At 60.1% G+C, this 18,182-nt stretch carries 19 protein-coding genes and 1 pseudogene; 10 read left to right on the forward strand and 10 right to left on the reverse strand.

The features are described from left to right. Nucleotides 1–141 precede the first annotated feature (141 nt). From K309_RS0119755 to K309_RS41785, 8 genes are all read right to left on the reverse strand, one after another. Entirely contained in the window at nucleotides 142–1,083 is a 942-nt protein-coding gene (locus tag K309_RS0119755; protein WP_232232428.1) for a tripartite tricarboxylate transporter substrate binding protein, read from the reverse strand. A gap of 141 nt (nucleotides 1,084–1,224) precedes the next feature. Next, nucleotides 1,225–2,379, reverse strand: a complete 1,155-nt coding sequence (locus tag K309_RS36880; RefSeq protein ID WP_051320520.1) for a muconate/chloromuconate family cycloisomerase — start codon at nucleotides 2,377–2,379, stop codon at nucleotides 1,225–1,227. Between the two features lie 377 nt (nucleotides 2,380–2,756). Next, complete coding sequence (locus K309_RS0119765) at nucleotides 2,757–3,734, reverse strand: NAD(P)H-dependent flavin oxidoreductase (protein ID WP_029048039.1); 978 nt, start codon at nucleotides 3,732–3,734, stop codon at nucleotides 2,757–2,759. A 34-nt stretch (nucleotides 3,735–3,768) separates the two neighbouring features. After that, complete coding sequence (locus tag K309_RS0119770) at nucleotides 3,769–4,806, reverse strand: Bug family tripartite tricarboxylate transporter substrate binding protein (protein ID WP_232232424.1); 1,038 nt, start codon at nucleotides 4,804–4,806, stop codon at nucleotides 3,769–3,771. A gap of 69 nt (nucleotides 4,807–4,875) precedes the next feature. Next, on the reverse strand, nucleotides 4,876–5,337 hold the full coding sequence (locus tag K309_RS0119775) for a MaoC family dehydratase (RefSeq protein WP_029048041.1): 462 nt from the start codon (nucleotides 5,335–5,337) through the stop codon (nucleotides 4,876–4,878). Nucleotides 5,338–5,357: 20 nt separating this feature from the next. After that, nucleotides 5,358–5,708: an AMP-binding enzyme gene (locus K309_RS43000; protein WP_232232425.1), complete on the reverse strand. Its 351-nt coding sequence runs from the start codon at nucleotides 5,706–5,708 to the stop codon at nucleotides 5,358–5,360. Continuing rightward, entirely contained in the window at nucleotides 5,701–6,966 is a 1,266-nt protein-coding gene (locus tag K309_RS36885; protein ID WP_232232426.1) for an AMP-binding protein, read from the reverse strand. The genes K309_RS43000 and K309_RS36885 overlap by 8 nt, the downstream gene beginning before the upstream one ends. Further along, nucleotides 6,963–7,151: a hypothetical protein gene (locus K309_RS41785; protein ID WP_156914401.1), complete on the reverse strand. Its 189-nt coding sequence runs from the start codon at nucleotides 7,149–7,151 to the stop codon at nucleotides 6,963–6,965. The genes K309_RS36885 and K309_RS41785 overlap by 4 nt, the downstream gene beginning before the upstream one ends. 126 nt (nucleotides 7,152–7,277) lie before the next feature. Between K309_RS41785 and K309_RS36890 the strand changes: the two genes are divergently transcribed. The 3 genes and pseudogenes from K309_RS36890 to K309_RS43010 all read left to right on the forward strand — a co-directional run. After that, complete coding sequence (locus K309_RS36890) at nucleotides 7,278–8,267, forward strand: LysR family transcriptional regulator (protein ID WP_051320521.1); 990 nt, start codon at nucleotides 7,278–7,280, stop codon at nucleotides 8,265–8,267. A gap of 120 nt (nucleotides 8,268–8,387) precedes the next feature. Further along, nucleotides 8,388–8,630, forward strand: coding sequence for a muconolactone Delta-isomerase family protein (locus K309_RS43995; protein WP_084402471.1), 243 nt, complete (start codon nucleotides 8,388–8,390; stop codon nucleotides 8,628–8,630). Continuing rightward, a pseudogene (locus K309_RS43010) lies at nucleotides 8,594–8,713 on the forward strand (LysR family transcriptional regulator); the annotation flags it as partial. The gene K309_RS43995 and the pseudogene K309_RS43010, both read left to right, overlap by 37 nt. A 31-nt stretch (nucleotides 8,714–8,744) precedes the next feature. On the opposite strand, the gene K309_RS0119800 reads toward K309_RS43010, so the two are convergent. Then, nucleotides 8,745–9,668 (reverse strand): LysR family transcriptional regulator, encoded by a 924-nt coding sequence (locus K309_RS0119800; protein ID WP_029048042.1) that lies wholly within the window; start codon nucleotides 9,666–9,668, stop codon nucleotides 8,745–8,747. 174 nt (nucleotides 9,669–9,842) lie between these two features. Here K309_RS0119800 and catA point away from each other — a divergent pair, with 174 nt between their 5' ends. From catA to K309_RS0119845, 7 genes are all read left to right on the forward strand, one after another. Continuing rightward, nucleotides 9,843–10,778 (forward strand): catechol 1,2-dioxygenase, encoded by a 936-nt coding sequence (catA, locus tag K309_RS0119805; RefSeq protein WP_029048043.1) that lies wholly within the window; start codon nucleotides 9,843–9,845, stop codon nucleotides 10,776–10,778. Nucleotides 10,779–10,881: 103 nt separating this feature from the next. Then, a complete protein-coding gene (locus K309_RS0119810; RefSeq protein WP_029048044.1) occupies nucleotides 10,882–12,240 on the forward strand; it encodes an SRPBCC family protein in 1,359 nt (452 codons plus the stop codon). Further along, on the forward strand, nucleotides 12,237–12,725 hold the full coding sequence (gene benB, locus K309_RS0119815; RefSeq protein ID WP_029048045.1) for a benzoate 1,2-dioxygenase small subunit: 489 nt from the start codon (nucleotides 12,237–12,239) through the stop codon (nucleotides 12,723–12,725). Before K309_RS0119810 ends, benB begins: the two co-directional genes overlap by 4 nt. A 38-nt stretch (nucleotides 12,726–12,763) precedes the next feature. Then, nucleotides 12,764–13,786, forward strand: coding sequence for a benzoate 1,2-dioxygenase electron transfer component BenC (gene benC, locus K309_RS36895; RefSeq protein WP_035877929.1), 1,023 nt, complete (start codon nucleotides 12,764–12,766; stop codon nucleotides 13,784–13,786). Further along, the gene (benD, locus tag K309_RS0119835; RefSeq protein WP_029048047.1) at nucleotides 13,783–14,559 is read left to right on the forward strand and encodes a benzoate diol dehydrogenase BenD; all 777 of its coding nucleotides are present in this window, start codon (nucleotides 13,783–13,785) and stop codon (nucleotides 14,557–14,559) included. The genes benC and benD overlap by 4 nt, the downstream gene beginning before the upstream one ends. Before the next feature lie 337 nt (nucleotides 14,560–14,896). After that, complete coding sequence (locus K309_RS0119840; RefSeq protein WP_029048048.1) at nucleotides 14,897–16,279, forward strand: MFS transporter; 1,383 nt, start codon at nucleotides 14,897–14,899, stop codon at nucleotides 16,277–16,279. Between the two features lie 75 nt (nucleotides 16,280–16,354). Then, the gene (locus tag K309_RS0119845) at nucleotides 16,355–17,179 is read left to right on the forward strand and encodes a 3-oxoadipate:acetyl-CoA acetyltransferase (protein WP_029048049.1); all 825 of its coding nucleotides are present in this window, start codon (nucleotides 16,355–16,357) and stop codon (nucleotides 17,177–17,179) included. Between the two features lie 324 nt (nucleotides 17,180–17,503). Here K309_RS0119845 and K309_RS36900 read toward each other — a convergent pair whose 3' ends face one another. Continuing rightward, complete coding sequence (locus K309_RS36900) at nucleotides 17,504–17,869, reverse strand: hypothetical protein (RefSeq protein WP_051320522.1); 366 nt, start codon at nucleotides 17,867–17,869, stop codon at nucleotides 17,504–17,506. Nucleotides 17,870–18,182 lie beyond the last annotated feature (313 nt).

Here is an 18,182-nt window from a genome sequence, read left to right on the forward strand (position 1 = left end):
AGCGCCTGCGGTTCGTGCCCGCCAGCATACCGCGGGCAAGCAGCGACGTGTAGTCCATTGTCCATCGCACTGACTTACCTGGTCACGCCGGACTTCCGAGATGTGCGGCAATTCACTTCTGTGCGGAACGCGGGTCTCGAATCAGTCTGCCCGAATTCCCCAGGCGGGAAGCAACTTGCTCCATTTTTCGGTCTCTTTAACAAGGTGCTCGCGCAGGGCTGCTGGCGTGCTGCCAACCGGCTCGGCGCCAATACTCGCAAGGCGCTGCCGGACTGCAGGATTCTTTAGCGCCAGAAGCATTGCGTGATTGAGTTTCTCGATCACGGCAGGCGATGTCTTCGCCGGTAAGAAGGCGGCAAACCAAGGGGACAGCTCATATCCGCTCAGGCCGGACTCGGCAATCGTCGGCACAGCTGGCAGTGCCGATGAACGCTTCATTGTTGTTACCGCAACCGGGGTCAATCTTCCCGAATCAATATGCGGTTTGGCGGAGGTGATGCTGTCAAACATGTAATCCACCTGGCCGCCTAGCAGATCGGTGATGGCAGGGCCGCTCCCTTTGTAGGGCACATGCAGAAGGTCGATCCCGGCCATGGCGCGGAACAAGGCTCCCGCGAGGTGGATCGAAGTGCCATTTCCCGCCGACGCATACGTGTACTTCCCTGGCCTGGTCTTCGCATTTGCGATGAGTTCTTGCACAGTCCCCACCGGATTCTTCGCCTTGTTTGTCACAAGCACGTTGGGCACAATCGCCAAAATAGACACGGGGACAAAATCTTTGATCGGATCGTAGCTAACCTTGTCATACAGGGTAGGGTTGACCGCCATCCCATTTGCAGCAATCAGCAAGGTATAACCATCGCTGGCCGATTTCGCGACAAGATCAACGCCGATGTTGCCACCCGCTCCAGGCCGGTTCTCCACGACGATCGGTTGACCAAGTGTGACCGACATATGCTCACCCAGGGTACGCGCAATATTGTCAATTGCCCCGCCGGCCGGAAATGGAACCACCCAGCGAATCGGCCGATCCGGATACGCCGCCATGGCGCTGGCGGACCCAAGTCCAAGAAACAGGGCCATGGCCCAGTTAAGGCAAACATTGGCCCGCACTGACATATTGCGCGTCATCGCCTCCTCCCGAAAAAACACCATTGGTACTAGCCTTCTCGTCAGATTTCCCGTAATTCCCTTCCAGGAATACGAGAGCGTCGGGCGCCATGCTCAGATTGCCCGGAAACCGCTTACCGCTATCCGGTCCCGGTCGCGGCGGTAGAAGTCGAGCTTATCCTGATCAAGGGTGAGCCCAAGACCGGGGCCCTCCGGCAGGTGCAGGCTGAAGTCACGATAAGTCGGCCGTGTGGTGACGACGTCGTCCTTGAGCAGGAGTGGGCCCAACAGTTCCGTGCCCCATGACAACTGCGGCAAACTGCAAAAGCCGTGGGCGGCTGCGATGGTGCCGACACTACCTTCCAGCATGGTGCCGCCGTACAGCTGAATACCTGCAGCATCTCCCACCGCTGCTGTCCGCAGCATGGCGTGAATTCCGCCCGACTTGGCAATCTTCAGTGCGAACACGTCCGCAGCCGCCAGCCGCGCCAGTTCCATCGCGTCCTCGGCGCCACACACTGCTTCGTCCGCCATGATGGGCACGACAAACTTCGCGGCCAGCCTGGCCAGCGCGCGAGGGTTTTCGCGCGGGATTGGCTGTTCGATCAAGTCAACGCCTGCCGACTCCAGCATAGCGATTCCCGTCGCTGCTTCGACTTCGCTCCAGGCCTGGTTCACATCGACAGTGATGCGCGCCCGGTTCCCCAGTGCGCGTTTAATGGCGGAGACATGGTCCACGTCCTCGCGCACACTGCGGCGGCCAATCTTCAATTTGAAGGTGTTGTGGCGACCCTCAGCCAACATCGTTTCAGCTTCTTCGATATCCCGCGCGGTGTCGCCGCTGGCAAGCGTCCACAGCACCGGCAGGGTCGAACGCACAGCGCCGCCCAGCATGGTCACAAGTGGGACGCCGAGTCGCTTGGCCTGAGCGTCCAGCAGAGCGGTTTCCACCGCTGACTTGGCAAAACGGTTACCGCGCGCCACTTTGGCTAGTCGCTGCATTGCCGCATTCACATTGGTGGCATCGATACCAATGAGAGCGGGGGCGAGATACGTGTCGATAGCCAGCTTGATACCTTCCGGGCTCTCGTCGCCATAGGACAGGCCCCCGATAGTGGTTGCCTCGCCGAGACCTTCCATACCGTCGCTGCATCTCAGGCGTACGATGACCAGCGTCTGCCGCTGCATCGTCGTCATGGCAAGCTGGTGATCGCGAATGGTAGGCAAGTCGACAAGAATGGCCTCAATGAAGCTGATCGTTGCATTCATACCTGATTTCATCTCCACTTTGAAAGGTCTTCAGCTACCAGCGCCGTGCTCGGCGCGCCCCAGTGCGATGGTCTGCAAGCTCCTTGCGCCATCCACTACATGAAACGCAGATAAGCGCTCGCCCGCTATACACGGGACCAGTCGGCACGAGATTAGCCCCGCGCTTCAATCTGGGAAGGAGCGGATTGCTCATTCGCGTCGGTCCGGACGCCTGCTCCGCCGCGTCGCCTTCCATCGGCGCCCGCGGCATACCTGAAGCAAATTCCCCCTCGTGGCGAATCACACCTACAGCCAGGATGGGGCACGGCGTCGGCCGTAGGCGTCCAAAGCAGTGTCACCGCTTCTGTGCACGGCAGCGTGCCGTCCGCCTCGGAGGTTCAGGGCAAACGCGCAACACGCTCCCGCGCAGCGATATATTCGTGCCTGAGTCGCGCCACGATTTCAGGCGTCGTCGGGATGTCGTGAATCTGCGCCACGCCGTGACCAGCGCCCCAGATGTCCTTCCACGCCTTGGGTTTGGAGCGTCCCTCGGCAAAGCTCATTTTGGATTTCTCGCCGTCCCTGAGGTTATCGGGATCTAGGCCGACCCGTTCGATACTTTCGCGCACGTAGTTGCCATGTACGCCGGAGAACAGGTTGCTGTAGATGATGTCTGACGCCCCGGCCTTGATCAGCGATTGCTTGTAGTCAGTGCTGGCATTGGCTTCCTGGCTCGCGATGAAGCGCGTGCCGATATAGGCAAAGTCCGCACCCATGGCCTGCGCGGCCAGTATCGCATCGCCGGTGGCGATGGCGCCAGACAGCGCGATGGGTCCTCGGAAGCGGCGGCGGACCTCTCCGACCAGCGCCATTGGCGACAGCGTCCCGGCGTGGCCGCCCGCGCCGGCGGCGACCAGAATCAGCCCATCGACGCCGGCTTCCAAGGCCTTTTCGGCATGCCGCAGATTGATCACATCGTGGAGGATGATGCCGCCATAGGAATGGACGGCATCAACGATCTCCTGCACCGGTGCGCGTAGCGATGTGATGAAGATCGGCACACGATGGCGCACGCAGGTTGCTACGTCCTGTTCCAGCCGAACATTGGAGGTGTGTGCGATCTGGTTGACCGCGAGCGGTCCGACAATCGCGCCGGGATTTGCAGCACGAAAGGCGTCAAGCTCCTCCTTGATCCGCATTAGCCATGCGTCGAGCAATTCCGGCTGACGGGCATTGAGCGCGGGAAAGGAGCCCACGATGCCGGCCTTGCATTGGGCAAGGACAAGTTCCGGGTAGCTGACCGTGAACATCGGCGACGAGATCACCGGCAAGGCCAGGTTTTGCAGAACGGGAGGAAGATGGCTGGAGGTGGTCATGGCAGCAGGCCTCTTGCATTGGTTGCGGTCAGGCTCAATCGAGTGAAACACCGGAAAGCTTGACGCGTTCGCCCTGGATCTTTCGGTCTTGTGCCAGGAAATCCCTGAATGCCGCCGGCGTGGAGCCAACGGCGACGTAAGAGAACGCATCGATGTATTTCTTGCGGAAGTCAGGCAATTGGACGATGCGCCTGACGTCGACGGAGATCTTCTCGACTAGCGCGGGCGGCGTGCCGCGCGGGGCGACCAGACCGATATTGAAGACTGCGTTAATCTCCTTGACGCCCAACTCCTTGAAGGTAGGCACGTCAGGCAGCGCTGCCGAGCGTGTATCGGCAGAGACGGCGAGCGCCTTCAGTGCGCCGGACTTGACGTGCTGCTCGATCACCGAGACACCGAGCACGGCGGCGTCGATCTGTCCGGAGATCACTTCCGGGATCAGGGGTGCGGCGCCCTTGTACGGCACGTGCACCATGGTCAGGTTCTCGTTATGCGTGAACATCGCCATCGGCAGGTGCGCGATGCCGCCAGCGCCAGACGAGCCGTAGGTCATTGGCTTGCTTGGTGAAGCCTTCTTCGCGAGTGCGATGAATTCCTTCAGCGAATTGGCCGGGGAGGTCTTCGGCACGAAGAACACCAGCGGCAATGCTACAAGCCGCGAGACCTCGGCGAAGTCCTTGTCTGGACTGTACGGCAGCTTCTTGTACAAGAACTGGTTCATGGTGAGCGCGGCTTCTGTGCCGGCGAACAGCGTGTAGCCGTCCGGCGCGCTCTTGGCGACGAACTCCGCGCCGATGATTTCATTGGCGCCAGGCTTGTTCAGCACGACCACCGGTTGCTTCCACGCGTCGGCAAGCTGTGGAGTGAGTCCTCTCACGAAGCTGTCCACCGGTCCACCGGCCGAGTACGGCACCACGATGGTCACCGGCTTATTCGGAAAGCTCTGCGCCGCTGCGATGGTGGAAAACGAGAGGGCGGCCAATACGCCGGTCAGTCTGTAGAGGGATGGCATGATGTCTCCTGATGTTCGTCTGGTGGTGCAATGTGCCACCGCGCAGGCGGCCGCGAACACGGGCTCCGATTCTGCGATCGGATGTCCGTTGAAAAACGAAAAAGGGGAGTGCGGCGGCGTGCCGCGCGCTCAGGCGGCCTGTGCGGCGCGCTTCAGTACCAGCACGTCGGTCGTGCCGTCCTGGATCACCGCACCGGTCTGGTCGATCAACTGCAGCCTCCGGTTCACGCGCCCCACGCGCTGACTGGTACCGGCTTCTGTGTCCAGGATTTCCATCCTGAGCCGCAGTGTCTGGCCAACGAAAATCGGGGCCGTGAAGGTCCAGTTCTGTAGCGACATCATGGCCACGGCTGACTTGTCGAAGACGCCGAGCTGGTGCAGCATGCCGGTGGCCAGTGCAATGCCCAGCGCTCCGTGGACCACACGCTGTCCGAAGCGAGTGTCCCGGGCGAATTCCGCGTCGGCATGGATCGGATTCCAGTCGCCAGACAGCATTGAGAACATCGTGAGGTCGGTCTCGGTGATGGTGCGCCCGGTGCTGTCAAACACCTGCCCGCGATGGAAATCCTCGAAATAGAGCGTGGTCGGCATGAATTTTTTCCGAAGAGGGTTCAAGCGCCGGCAGCCGCGACAGGCTCCGCCAGCCGCGCCAGTGCCAGGTCGCGCAGCTTGTTGCGCTGGGTCTTCACGCCATTGGAGCTGAGCGTGATCGGATAGGCATCGACAAACCAGATACGCGCAGGCACCTTGAACGGCGCCACCTTTGCGCGCATCTGCGCGATGACATCGGCCTCGTCAAGCTGGGCGTGGTTGGTCAGAATGAGAAACGCGACCACGCGGGTCTGTCCACCCATATCCACGGCGACTACCTGTGCATCGGCGACACCGTCGAAGCGCTTGAGCACAGCTTCGATTTCTACTGGATTGACCAGGAATCCACCCAGGCGGATCGCATCACCCATGCGGGTCTCGTACACGAAGGTGCCGTCGCCCCGCAGATGGCCAAAGGTCGCCGGTGCGAAAAAAGCCGTCAGGGCGCAGCGCCTCAGCGGTAGCCTCCTGATTGTTGGCATACCCCAGGAACAAACTGGGCGCGCTGATCTCTATCTCACCCGACTGTCCTGCCGGCAGCAACGCCCCCGTCTGGACATCGCGGATGCGCACGGTAGCATCGCCCAGTGCCACCGGCAGGCCGCCTCCTTCGATGCGCGCCTGCACCGGCAGCGCCATCGGCTGGCACGAGAACAAGGCCAGTACCTCGCTCGATCCGTACAGACCTGCCAGCGGAATGCCGCGCGCGCAAGCCTCGCGGGCATATTCGGAGAAGCTCGAAGTGAACGCACCGAAGCCGAACAGTTTTGCGGCCGGGAATGGCCGGTCCGTTGGCGCCGCGTCGAGGATGCGACGATACATTTCATCACTGCCGAACGTATGCGTGACGCGATGCTTAGCCAACAGCCTGGCGGCCTGCGGCCCGTCAAACGTGTCGACCAATACCACGGGCGCGCCGCCCGCGAACGCCGCCAGCACACCGTTGAGCCCGAATACGCCGCAGAACGGTAGCATCGCCAGCATGACCGCATCATCGGAATCCATGCCGTACCCGCGCGCACAACGCCAGGCATGATCGACGAGCGTGCGCTGGGGGTGCATCACCAGCTTGGGATCCTTTGTTGTACCTGAGGTCGTGAACAGAATGGTACAGGCGTCAGGATTGGATTCGTCAGGATCTTGGACCGGCTCGTGCACATGCAGATCGAAGGGCACCACCGGGCGGCTCAGCAGACGAGGGGGCGTTGCCGGACCGGCATCCACCACCGCGATGGCTTGCAGCGCGGGCAGCGAGGCGGGGTCCATGCCATCGAGAATCCCGGCGAAGTCGATCTTGCGGAAGCCCGGTTGCAGCACCAGCAGGCGTGCGCCGCTCTTCTCGATGAGGTAGCTCACTTCTTCGCTACGATATCGCGTGTTGACGGACACCAGCGTCGCGCCGACACGCGCCAGCGCAAAGAACAGCGCCAGCCATTCGATGCGATTGACGAGCCACACGGCTACCCGGTCTCCTTTGCCGATACCCTGGGCGCGCAACCATGCCACCGTGCGACGGCACAGCAGATCGAATTCCTCATGGGTGATGGCGCGCTCGCCTTCGATGAACGCCACCGCATCCGGGCGCTCGGCCAGGCGTGCGTCGATCAGGCTCCACAGATTCGTGTTCATGCGGCCTCCAGTATTGCTGCAAGCGCAGCAGTTTGATTGTTGTTCATTCCTCCACTCGCCGTCGCTTGTTCAGATCCTGCGCCCGGCATGCTGCCAGTAGGCATCGCGCAGCTTGCGCTTGCGGCCTGCGCGTTCGTTGCGATTGCCGCACCACACAGCAGTAACGCAGGTATGATCTCCTTCATGTCTCCTCCGCCTCTTTACATCATGGAAATGGGCTTTGGGAAAGTATTGCACCCCAAGTCCAGGCAAGTAAGCCCGCGCTGGCGCACGGGTTCGTTGCGCGTAGCGCACCAATCGTAATTCGGACCATGGAACTCGACGCTTACCTGTTTTTTGCCACGGTCGTGGAATCAGGCAGCTTCATGAACGCAGCGCTCAAGCTGGGCATCGACCGCTCCAATGTCAGCCGGCGTATCCGCAAGCTGGAGCGTGATGTTGAGGCGCAGCTGATACGCCGCACCACACGCCGCATGAGCTTGACGGAAATCGGCGAGGCGTTTTACGCCCAATGTGCCGTCATCCGCGCCGAGGTGGAGCGTGCGGACGAACTGCTGCACACCTTTGGTACCTCTGTACGCGGCCCGTTGCATGTAAGTTGCCCACCGGCCGTCGGCCGCCTGTACTTGACCGCGATGTTTGCCGAGTTCTGCACCCAATATCCCAAGGTATCGCTGTCAGTCAGCTTCAAGGGTGGGGCGGTGGACCTCATGGAGAACAATCTTGACGTGGCCCTGCGGGTGACCAATGACCCCGGCGAGCACTGCGTAGCGCGGGCGCTCGGACCGGTCGAATGGATGCTGTGTGCCAATCCCGAGTATTTGGAGCGGCACGGACGACCCACCACACCGGAGGACCTGGCGTCTCATCCCTGCCTGGGCGTGCGTACACGCGTTGCACTCGAGTATGTCCGCGAAGATAGTGACCTCGTGCACCGGATCTCCATCCAGCCGCACCTAGAATGTTCGGACTATGGTTTCCTTGGCGAGATGGCCGCGGCAAAGCTTGGCATCGGCCTGCTGCCCTCGTATGTCGCGGCGGAGCATCTACGGAGCGGCAGGCTGGAAGCCGTGCTCAAGGAATACCGGCTAACCCGCTCGCCGGGTGCCATGTTGTACGCGATTACGCTGCCTAACCGGTACACGCCGCCGCAGTTGCGTGCCTTTATCGATTTCCTGAAAGGCAAGTTCGTGCACGGCTCGCCTTGGGAAAAGGACTTAATGCGAGCGGTGACAATAGTGCCGCAAGATGCGGGGCGCGACGGTCGCACGCCAACGCATTTACTCTCGGAAAAGCGGTAAGCAGTAAGCGTACACGGGGCGCCGGCACGCAGCGGGGACTGACTCTATTGTCGCTGCCGACGTCCGTGTGGTCAGGCCAGCCAAGCGGCTCCTCTGACTTCCCGCTCCAGCGGGCAATGTATGACCCCTTTGCTGCGTGCTCCCCATGCCGGCGGGATCGTAAAGCGCTGCGCTCAGATCGCAGACGGATGCTTCGCCAGCGGCGTGACTTGGATGGTCATGCCGCACCTCTGGCGCGTCGTTGGCCGCTATTCCAACGTCAGCGTTTTCGATGTCGAGAGCAACGACGAATTGCACGAATTGCTCTCGTCGCTGCCGCTGTTCCCCGCGAACAGCGAGGTGCCGATAGCCAACTGGAAGTAGGGCTCAGCGAAATGATCACGGTTCAGCAAGCGACCGTACTCAAGGCCGGGCGCATTGACCTGGGTTTTGGTCGCATTGCGTTAGCACCTGGTTTCGTCTAGAGGTATGACCGTTCTACGACCCCTTGTCCGTGCGAGGCACATAGGGAATTCCCTCTTCCTCGTAGAGTCGATAGATCAGTTCCAACATTTCCTTGATGTCACGCGACTCATCCATCGCACGCATACTCATGATGATTGGCGACGTGAGGGTTGGGTCATCCAGTTCCATGTAGCTCACGTCGTCGCGCTTTAGCCCATAGACGCTGCTCGGAACGACTGCTATCCCTTCTCCCGCCGCGACAAGCCCCAATGCGATCTGCAATTCGCGCACATCATAGATGCGGCGAGGCGCAAGGGCTCGCTCCTGGAAAGCCGACAGAACCTGGTCCGCGAAGCTTGGCCTCGGTGCCTTGGGGAAAACAATGAGTGTTTCGTAGATGAGGTCCCGAAGCGCGAGGATCGGCTTCGACGTCGAGAGCGGATGACCGACGGGAAGTGCAACGATCATTTTCTCCTCGCGGAGAGTCACCCGGCGGATGTTCGCATCTTCGTGTCGAATCCGGCCGAAGCCTACATCGATGCGGCCGTCCTTGAGCGCGCGGATCTGGTCCATCGTCGACATCTCGTGGAGGCTGAGCTCGACCGACTTGTTCTCGTCTCGGAATCGCCGAATGATCTTCGGCAGCATCCCGTAGAGCGTGGATCCCACAAAACCGACGGACAGACTGCGCTCGATGTTGCCCACGCGTCGCGTCATCGACTCCAACTCGTTCGTCTGCGCAATCAGATTCACCGCGTGCGAGTAAAAAAACTTGCCGGTCTCGGTGAGTTTGAGCGGACGGGAGCTCCGTTCGAATAGCTGTACCCCCAGCGCTTCTTCGAGCTGCTGTATTTGGCGGCTTAACGGCGGCTGCGCGATGTGGAGCCGCTTGGCTGCGCGCGTGAAGTTGCGTTCTTCTGCAACCGCTACAAAATAGCGCAGATGTCGCAGCTCCATACAATACCTCCGAGATATGATCTGATACTAAAACGGTGTTGGACTGACCGGTTTTCCATCCTCTATTCTGCCATCACGCTCTGTTTCAAGGCCAGATCATACCTTCTGAGTACATTCATATCGGCCTGAAACGAGGGTTTACCCCAGCAAAACACAGAAAGGTTAGGAGCAGACATGAGTGTCAAAGTGTTCGACTCGAAGGAAGTGCAGGATCTGCTGAAGGCCGCTGCCAATCTGGCAAGCCACGATGGCAACGCTCGCACCAAGCAGATTACTCATCGTCTGCTGAGCGACGTCTTCCAGGCCATCGACGACTTGGACATGACGCCAGACGAGATTTGGGCGGGCGTGAATTACTTCAACAAGCTGGGACAAGACGGTGAGGCGGCCCTGTTGGCCGCCGGCCTTGGCCTCGAGAAGTATCTCGACATCCGCATGGATGCAGAGGACCGTGAAGCCGACATCCACGGCGGCACGCCGCGCACTATCGAAGGCCCCCTGTATGTTGCCGGCGCCCCGGTGCGCGATGGCGTCTCCAAGATTGATCTCAATGCTGACGAAAACGCGGGTCCGCTCATCATCCATGGCACGGTGACCGGGCCGGACGGCAAGCCCGTGGCCGATGCGGTTGTCGAATGCTGGCACGCCAACTCCAAGGGCTTCTACTCGCACTTCGATCCGACCGGCGCGCAAGACGATTTCAACCTGCGTGGCGCGGTGAAGACCGGGGCTGACGGCAAGTACGAGTTTCGCACGCTGATGCCCGTTGGCTACGGCTGCCCGCCGCAAGGCGCCACGCAACAGTTGCTTGACGTGATTGCCCGCCACGGCAACCGCCCGGCGCACGTACACTTCTTCGTAACGAGCGACAAGACTCGCAAGCTCACGACGCAGATTAATATCGAAGGCGATCCGCTGATCTGGGACGACTTCGCTTATGCGACGCGCGAAGAGCTTGTGCCGCACGTTGTCGAAAAGACGGGCGGTGCCGCGCTTGGCCTCAAGGGCGACGCGTACAAGGAAATCGAATTCAACATCGAGTTGACTCCGCTGGTGCAAGGCAAGGACAACCAGCTTGTGAATCGCCCTCGCGCCTCCGCCACGGCGTAACCTCTCGCGCGGCGGCCTCTCTCGCTAGGCCGCCAACTTCCCGCACGAATTATCTGAACCGATGCAAGGGCTTGAACACGAAGCCCGCATAGGGAGACGACTCATGTCCGCAACTATCGATAAAGCACGGCAACTGGACGATTTGCTGAGCAACGCCGTCCAGGACGACAAGGAAAATGGTGTCTTCCGTTGTCGCCGCGACATCTTTACGAACGCCGATCTGTACGAACTCGAGATGAAGCACATCTTCGAGAGCAACTGGGTCTACCTCGCGCACGAAAGCCAGGTACCGAACATCAACGATTACTACACGACGTGGATTGGTCGTCAGCCGATTGTCATCACGCGTGACAAGGCCGGTGAGTTGCACGCGGTCATCAACGCATGTGCCCACAAGGGCGCCATGCTGTGCCGTCGCAAGCACGGCAACAAGGGCAGCTTCACCTGCCCGTTCCACGGCTGGACGTTCTCGAACGCCGGCAAGCTGCTGAAGGTAAAGGACGAGAAGACCACCGAGTATCCGGTGCAGTTCAACAAACAGGGATCGCACGACCTGAAAAAGGTCGCGCGCTTCCAGAACTATCGCGGTTTCCTGTTTGGCAGCCTGAGCGAAGCCGTGATGCCGCTCGAGGACTATCTCGGCGAGACGAAGGTCATCATTGACCAAATCGTCTCGCAGGCGCCGGAAGGTCTCGAAGTGTTGCGGGGAAACTCCTCGTACATCTACGACGGCAACTGGAAGATGCAGATGGAGAACGGTTGTGACGGCTATCACGTCAGCACCGTCCACTGGAACTATGCCGCAACGATGGGTCGCCGCAATGTCGAAGGCACCAAGGCCGTCGATGCAAATGGTTGGAGCAAGTCGGTTGCGGGCGTGTATGGCTTCGAGCATGGCCATATCCTGCTTTGGACCAACACGATGAATCCTGAGGTGCGCCCTGTCTATCAACATCGCGACGAAATTGCTGCTCGTGTCGGCGAAGACAAGGCGAAGTACATCGTGAATCAGACGCGCAACCTGTGTCTGTATCCGAACGTGTTCCTGATGGATCAGTTCAGTACCCAGATTCGCGTCGTCCGTCCGATCAGTGTCGACGAGACAGAAGTCAGCATCTTCTGCTTCGCACCGAAGGGAGAAAGCGCAGAAAGCCGTGCGATCCGCATTCGTCAGTACGAAGACTTCTTCAACGTCTCGGGCATGGGCACCAGCGATGACCTCGAAGAGTTCCGTGCGTGCCAGGCGGGATACGCCAGCACGACGTCGATGTGGAACGACATGTCGCGCGGCGCACCGTTGTGGGTCCACGGACCTGACGCGAATGCGAAGGGCATGGGCTTGAACCCGCTTATCTCGGGCGAGCGCAGCGAAGATGAAGGTCTCTTTGTGGTTCAACACGAATATTGGATGCGGGTGATGCGCGAAGCCCTGCGGAAAGAACAGGCGGAGGCAGCCGTATGAGCATGGACTATCAAAAGGTCTGTAGCGCGCTCTATCAAGAGGCGCGCTTTCTGGATGACCGTCAGTGGGACGAGTGGTTGGCCTGCTACACAGCAGACGTCACCTACTGGATGCCGGCCTGGGATGACGATGACAAGCTCACCGAAGACCCGCAAAGCGAAATTTCTCTGATGTATTACTCGGGCCGCGGCGGCCTGGAAGACCGGGTGTTCCGTATCAGAACCGAGCGCAGCAGCGCGTCGATGCCGGAGCCGCGCACCAGCCACCACGTTACCAATATCGAAGTGCTGGCGCAGCGCGATAACGAAGTCGACGTTCGATACAACTTCAACACGCTGAGCCATCGTTACAAGGTCACGGATCAGTATTTCGGCACCGCCTACGTTACCTTCCGAAACGTTGACGACCGGTTGCTGATTTCGAGCAAGAAGATTGCGCTCAAGAACGACTATATCCGCCAGGTGCTGGACGTCTACCACGTCTGATGCCACTGGGTGGAATGAGAAAGGACGCAGGAGGTAACATGTCCAGCTACAACATCGCACTGAACTTTGAAGACGGCGTGACCCGCTTTGTCGAATGCAAGGCCGGCGAAAAGGTTCTCGATGCCGCTTTTCGCGCCAAGATTAACCTGCCGATGGATTGCTCCGACGGCGTGTGTGGTACCTGCAAGTGCCGCGCCGAGAGTGGCAGCTACGACTTGGGCGATGACTACATTGAGGACGCGTTGAGCGACGACGAGAAAGCTGGCGGTCTCGTGCTCACGTGCCAGATGGTGCCGCAGAGTGACTGCGTCATCGCAGTTCCGGCATCGTCGACGGTGTGCAAAACCGAGCAAAACAAGTTCGCTGCGACAGTCACGAAAGTCGTACAGCACAATGATGCGGCGGTGGTCCTTGAGTTGGACGTGGACAGCATCCCTCCGGTCTTCCTCGCTGGCCAGTATGTGAACATCGACGTCCCCGGCAGCGGAAAGCATCGGTCGTACTCATTTTCGTCCGCACCTGGCGCATCGAAAGTCAGCTTCCTGATCAAGAAAATCCCTGGCGGCGTGATGAGCACCTGGCTCGGATCGGCGCAACCAGGCCACAAGGTGCAACTGACGGGCCCCCTGGGCAGCTTCTACCTCCGGGCAGTGGAGCGACCCTTGTTGTTCTTGGCTGGCGGCACGGGCTTGGCCCCATTCCTGTCGATGCTGGAGGTCCTGGTTCGCGCGAACTCGGAGCAGAAGGTGCATCTCATCTACGGCGTGACACGAGATCTCGACCTGGTCCAGGTTGAGGCTATCGAGGCGTACGTCGCGAAGTTGCCGAACTTTACGTTCAGTACCGTCGTTGCAGAAGCGGAATCGAGTCATCCCCGCAAGGGCTGGGTGACTCAGCATATGCCGGCTGAATGTCTGAACGATGGTGATGTTGACGTGTACCTGTGCGGACCTCCGCCGATGGTCGACGCGGTGCGCAAGTATTTCGACGACAACGGCGTGAAGCCCAACAGCTTCCATTACGAGAAGTTCACGCCCAACGCAGCCACGGTGACCCCATGAGCGCCAAGCGATTCGAAGGCAAGGTGATGGTGGTCACCGGTGCCGCCCAAGGTATCGGACGCGGCGTCGCTCTACGCGCTGCGGCTGAAGGTGCGAAGGTTCTGTTTGTCGACCGCGCCGACTTCGTGTCCGAGGTCGCAGCGGAAGCAGTTGAAGCCGACACTGCCGGCTTCATTGCCGACCTCGAGACCTATGAAGGCGCGGCCTCCGCGATGGCCTTCGCTGTGGAGAAGTTCGGTCGAATTGACATCCTGATAAATGGCGTCGGCGGAGCCATTCGCATGCGGCCCTATGCCGACTTCGAACCGGCTCAGATTGACGCGGAAATCCGCCGCTCGCTCATGCCGACCTTGTACGGCTGCCACGCGGTCCTTCCGCACATGCTCGCTCAAGGACGCGGAACCATCGTCAACGTTTCCTCGAATGCAACGCGCGGCATCCGGCGCGTGCCGTATTCGGCTGCAAAGGGCGGCGTCAACGCGCTAACCCAGTCGCTTGCGATGGAGTATGGCGAGCACAACATCCGTGTGGTCGCTGCGGCACCCGGTGGAACTGAGGCGCCTCCCAGGCGCGTGCCTCGGAACGCGGCTGGAGATAGCGAGCAAGAGAAGAGCTGGATGGCCGAGGCGGTGACGCAGGTTGCTGAGTCGACCTTCTTCAAACGCTACGGCACGCTCGCCGAACAAGTCGCGCCGATTCTTTTCCTTGCATCGGACGAAGCAGGCTACATCACAGGCGCCGTGCTGCCGGTTGCAGGTGGCGACAACGGCTAGATTCAGACGACGGGACGGTGAGCCAGCGTCGAGCCTCGCCCCAGCCGGCACGGAGGCGGTCCACAAAGTGATTCGCTACGCGCCTGCTATGAAGATCAGCAGCGCTGTGAGCGTCCTTGACCAGATGGGTCGTGACGCGATGGCGAGCTGAGGGCCTTCGTAAAGGGCCGCCTTGGCCTACAACTATCCGCGCACCATTCCATTCCTGCCCACGCTGCCCAAGACGGCAACAGCAATATCCAACGCTTCAGGCTCAGAGAGCTGGAGGCGCGCGCGTGAACCGCAGTTGCCGCGGAGAACGCCGCGACCATTCCTAAAATAACGGAGGAGACAAATCATGCGTCACATTGACGTTCACAAGCTCGCCGACGATGCGCGCTTCAACAGATTCCACGCTGGCCTGCTGTTCTGGTGCGCGCTCATCATCATCTTTGACGGCTATGACCTTGCCGTCGTGGGCATTGCGCTCCCATCCATCATGAAAGATATGGGCGTCGACGCGACCCGCGCCGGCTTCATGGTTAGTTCCGCGCTGTTTGGCATGATGTTCGGCGCCGTCATCATGGGTACTATCGCCGATCGCATTGGCCGGCCCAAAGCCATTGCAATCTGTATTGCGCTCTTCAGCGTCTTTACTGCTGCGGCGGGAATGACGCACGATCCGATCACGTTCAGCATGACACGGTTCCTTGCCGGACTGGGAATCGGCGGTGTGATGCCCAATGTCGTTGCTCAGATGACAGAGTTCTCGCCGCGCAAGATCCGCGGAACGATGGTCACGCTGATGTTTAGCGGGTATTCGGTAGGCGGGATGCTCGCAGCAATCATGGGCAAATCACTGATCGAGACGTACGGTTGGCAATCGGTATTCCTGGCTGCGAGCGTTCCCGTACTTATCATCCCTGCTGTGTTGAAGCTGATGCCGGAGTCACTGCACTTCCTGATCCAGCGCAATCGTCTGAACACGCTTAAAGCGGTACTGGTCCGGATGGATCCCACCTACCGCGCTCAGATGTCAGACCGATTTGACTTGCCGCAGGCCGAGAAAGGGTCCAGCGCTCCCATCAGCATGCTGTTCCGTGAGGGCCGAGGATTCAGCACCGTGATGCTATGGGTCGCCTTCTTCATGTGTCTGTTCATGGTTTATGCATTGAGTTCCTGGCTCGCGAAACTCATGGCTGGCGCGGGCTATAGCCTCGGCTCGGCACTGACGTTCGTCCTGGTCCTGAACTTCGGCGCGATGGCCGGCGCAATCGGCGGCGGTTGGCTGGCAGACAAGTTCAATATCAAATACGTGCTGGTTGGCATGTACGCACTCGCCGCAATATCGATCACGCTGCTCGGCTACAAGATGCCGACCGAGGCTTTATTCTTCGTGGTCGCGCTTGCCGGAGCCTCCACAATCGGCACCCAAATTGTGACGTACGCGTATGCAGGGCAGTTCTACCCGGCTACGGTTCGGGGCACGGGCATTGGCTGGGCATCCGGGGTCGGCAGAAGCGGCGCCATCCTGGCGCCCATTGTCATCGGCGTGCTGGTAAGCATGTCCCTGCCACTCCAGCGGAATTTCGCCGCAATGGCAGTACCTGCTGTCATTGCAGTGCTGGCTGTGCTCTTGATCGACCATAAGCGATCGGCATCGGTGATCGACAGCAGGTCGAGCCAGGGCGCTGCGGGTTCAGAACGGGCGGTCGCTCTAGATGGTGCCAAACCAGTGTAGAGGTCCCGCCGTATCGGTGACCCTGTAGGCACCAAAGTATAGCGCCTCCGTCCTACCCAACTACTGACATCAAGCATGAACAAGCCTTGCATTATTTCTGTTGCGATCACGGGATCACTGCCGCGCAAAAAAGACAATCCGGCTGTACCCATCACAGTGAGCGAACAGGTGGAATCGACCCAGGCGGCATTCGAAGCCGGGGCAACCCTGGTTCATCTCCACGTACGCAACGATGACGAAACTCCCACGTCAAATCCTGATCGTTTCGCCCTGGTGCTAGAAGGCATTCGCAAGCACGCGCCGGGCATGATCACCCAAGTGTCCACCGGTGGCCGCTCCGGGGCCGGAAATGAAAGAGGTGCCATGCTATCCCTGCGGCCGGACATGGCATCCTTGGCCACCGGCTCCGTCAATTTCCCGACTCGGGTCTATGACAACTCGCCCGACCTGGTCGACTGGCTCGCTGCCGAAATGAAAACCTACGGCATTAAGCCCGAAGTCGAGGCGTTTGACCTGTCGATGATCTTTCAGGCCGCGGCTATGCAGGCAGCGGGCGCGATCGTGGGTCCCCTGCATATCCAATTTGTCATGGGCATCAAGAACGCAATGCCTGTCGATCGCGAAGTGCTTGAATTCTACGTTCGTACCCTTAAGCGCCTTTCGCCCGATGCGACATGGACCGGCGCGGGCATCGGCCGAAATCAACTGACGATGGCTCGCTGGTCCCTCGAACTAGGGGGGCACTGTCGCACCGGGCTCGAGGACAATGTGCGGATGGACAAGAATACGCTCGCCCCGTCCAACGCCGCGCTTGTGCGCCAGGTTGCCGAACTTTGCGAGGAGTATGGTCGCCCCGTCGCGACTGCAGCCCAGGCCCGCGAGATCCTGAATTTGTCCTGAATCCATTCCCGCATCGCTGACCGCAACGTTGCAGGATCGTGAAGTAGATGGAGCACTCGCCTTGCCGCCGCGGCGAATCGTCGACTGGCTCGGCTTCTACAATGCTCGCCGGCTGCATTCGACATTGAACTACGTCAGCCCTATGACGTTCGAAAAGAATTGGGCCAGCTCACTGCCACCACGAAGCGGAATCCATCCTCTATAACGCAGTACATCTGGCTGATCGCCGGCAGCCCGTTCGAGCAAAAACCCCGCGGCTGCGAAGTCGCGGGGTTCTGGTTTGATTCCGGCACAGGCATCTTCCGGCGTGGCGCCGACGCCAATTCACGCTACCGCATCGGTCTTCGCCGCAAGCACTTGTTGAACCCAATAGCTGCTGTTGACCTCAACGTTTTCCTGCAGCGTCACCAGATCAAGCATCTGGTCGCTTAGCAGAAGCACGAAGCGGGCGAGCAGGTCGAATTCCTGCTCGACCAGCTTGGATACCGTGTTGGCTCGCCTGACCTGGCCGCGCTCTTGCAGCCAGCCGGACCATTGCTGCAGCCATGCCTGCTGCTGCGCCTGCAACCGCTGGGCGACCGCGCTTTGCAGTTGAACCAGTTCCGACAGTACCTGCGGATCGAAGCTGAACGGCGCCAGGGTCAAGGCCTTGGCGGCGGTGCCGCCGGTACGCATCGCCCACTCGCCCATCAATGCCTGCAGGGTCAGGGCCTGTGCGTGAGCACGGGATTCGATGGGCGCGCGGGCACGGTAAATGATGGGTGGCTGCGGTCTGGTCCATCGCCAATGTTGCAGGTCGTCGGGTGATGCTGATGGACGTGGCGATCAAACGCGGAGGTCCAGATGTGGAGCGACGGCATTGATGGAACAAGGGGCCCGACGGGCCCCTTGTTGCTGGATCAGAAGTCGTTATCGGCGAGATCGCCAAGGCCATCAGGATGCTCCTGCCGATCTTCGGCCAGCCACTCGGCCAAAGCCAATTGATAGTGTGCAAGCAGACGGT

The sequence above is a fragment of the Cupriavidus phytohabitans genome, from assembly GCF_000426345.1.
Taxonomy (GTDB): Bacteria; Pseudomonadota; Gammaproteobacteria; order Burkholderiales; family Burkholderiaceae; genus Cupriavidus.

What these genes read in the sequence shown, in the direction of transcription:
- K309_RS0119800 (WP_029048042.1), bottom strand. Translation starts at nt 9,668, where the DNA reads ATGGAGCTGCGACATCTGCGCTATTTTGTAGCGGTTGCAGAAGAACGC.
- K309_RS0119845 (WP_029048049.1), top strand. Translation starts at nt 16,355, where the DNA reads ATGAACAAGCCTTGCATTATTTCTGTTGCGATCACGGGATCACTGCCG.
- K309_RS36890 (WP_051320521.1), top strand. Translation starts at nt 7,278, where the DNA reads ATGGAACTCGACGCTTACCTGTTTTTTGCCACGGTCGTGGAATCAGGC.
- benB (WP_029048045.1), top strand. Translation starts at nt 12,237, where the DNA reads ATGAGCATGGACTATCAAAAGGTCTGTAGCGCGCTCTATCAAGAGGCG.
- benC (WP_035877929.1), top strand. Translation starts at nt 12,764, where the DNA reads ATGTCCAGCTACAACATCGCACTGAACTTTGAAGACGGCGTGACCCGC.
- benD (WP_029048047.1), top strand. Translation starts at nt 13,783, where the DNA reads ATGAGCGCCAAGCGATTCGAAGGCAAGGTGATGGTGGTCACCGGTGCC.
- K309_RS36900 (WP_051320522.1), bottom strand. Translation starts at nt 17,869, where the DNA reads ATGGGCGAGTGGGCGATGCGTACCGGCGGCACCGCCGCCAAGGCCTTG.
- K309_RS43995 (WP_084402471.1), top strand. Translation starts at nt 8,388, where the DNA reads ATGACCCCTTTGCTGCGTGCTCCCCATGCCGGCGGGATCGTAAAGCGC.
- K309_RS41785 (WP_156914401.1), bottom strand. Translation starts at nt 7,151, where the DNA reads ATGAAGGAGATCATACCTGCGTTACTGCTGTGTGGTGCGGCAATCGCA.
- K309_RS0119840 (WP_029048048.1), top strand. Translation starts at nt 14,897, where the DNA reads ATGCGTCACATTGACGTTCACAAGCTCGCCGACGATGCGCGCTTCAAC.
- catA (WP_029048043.1), top strand. Translation starts at nt 9,843, where the DNA reads ATGAGTGTCAAAGTGTTCGACTCGAAGGAAGTGCAGGATCTGCTGAAG.
- K309_RS43000 (WP_232232425.1), bottom strand. Translation starts at nt 5,708, where the DNA reads ATGGGTGATGCGATCCGCCTGGGTGGATTCCTGGTCAATCCAGTAGAA.
- K309_RS36880 (WP_051320520.1), bottom strand. Translation starts at nt 2,379, where the DNA reads ATGAATGCAACGATCAGCTTCATTGAGGCCATTCTTGTCGACTTGCCT.
- K309_RS0119755 (WP_232232428.1), bottom strand. Translation starts at nt 1,083, where the DNA reads ATGGCCCTGTTTCTTGGACTTGGGTCCGCCAGCGCCATGGCGGCGTAT.
- K309_RS0119775 (WP_029048041.1), bottom strand. Translation starts at nt 5,337, where the DNA reads ATGCCGACCACGCTCTATTTCGAGGATTTCCATCGCGGGCAGGTGTTT.
- K309_RS0119810 (WP_029048044.1), top strand. Translation starts at nt 10,882, where the DNA reads ATGTCCGCAACTATCGATAAAGCACGGCAACTGGACGATTTGCTGAGC.
- K309_RS36885 (WP_232232426.1), bottom strand. Translation starts at nt 6,966, where the DNA reads ATGAACACGAATCTGTGGAGCCTGATCGACGCACGCCTGGCCGAGCGC.
- K309_RS0119765 (WP_029048039.1), bottom strand. Translation starts at nt 3,734, where the DNA reads ATGACCACCTCCAGCCATCTTCCTCCCGTTCTGCAAAACCTGGCCTTG.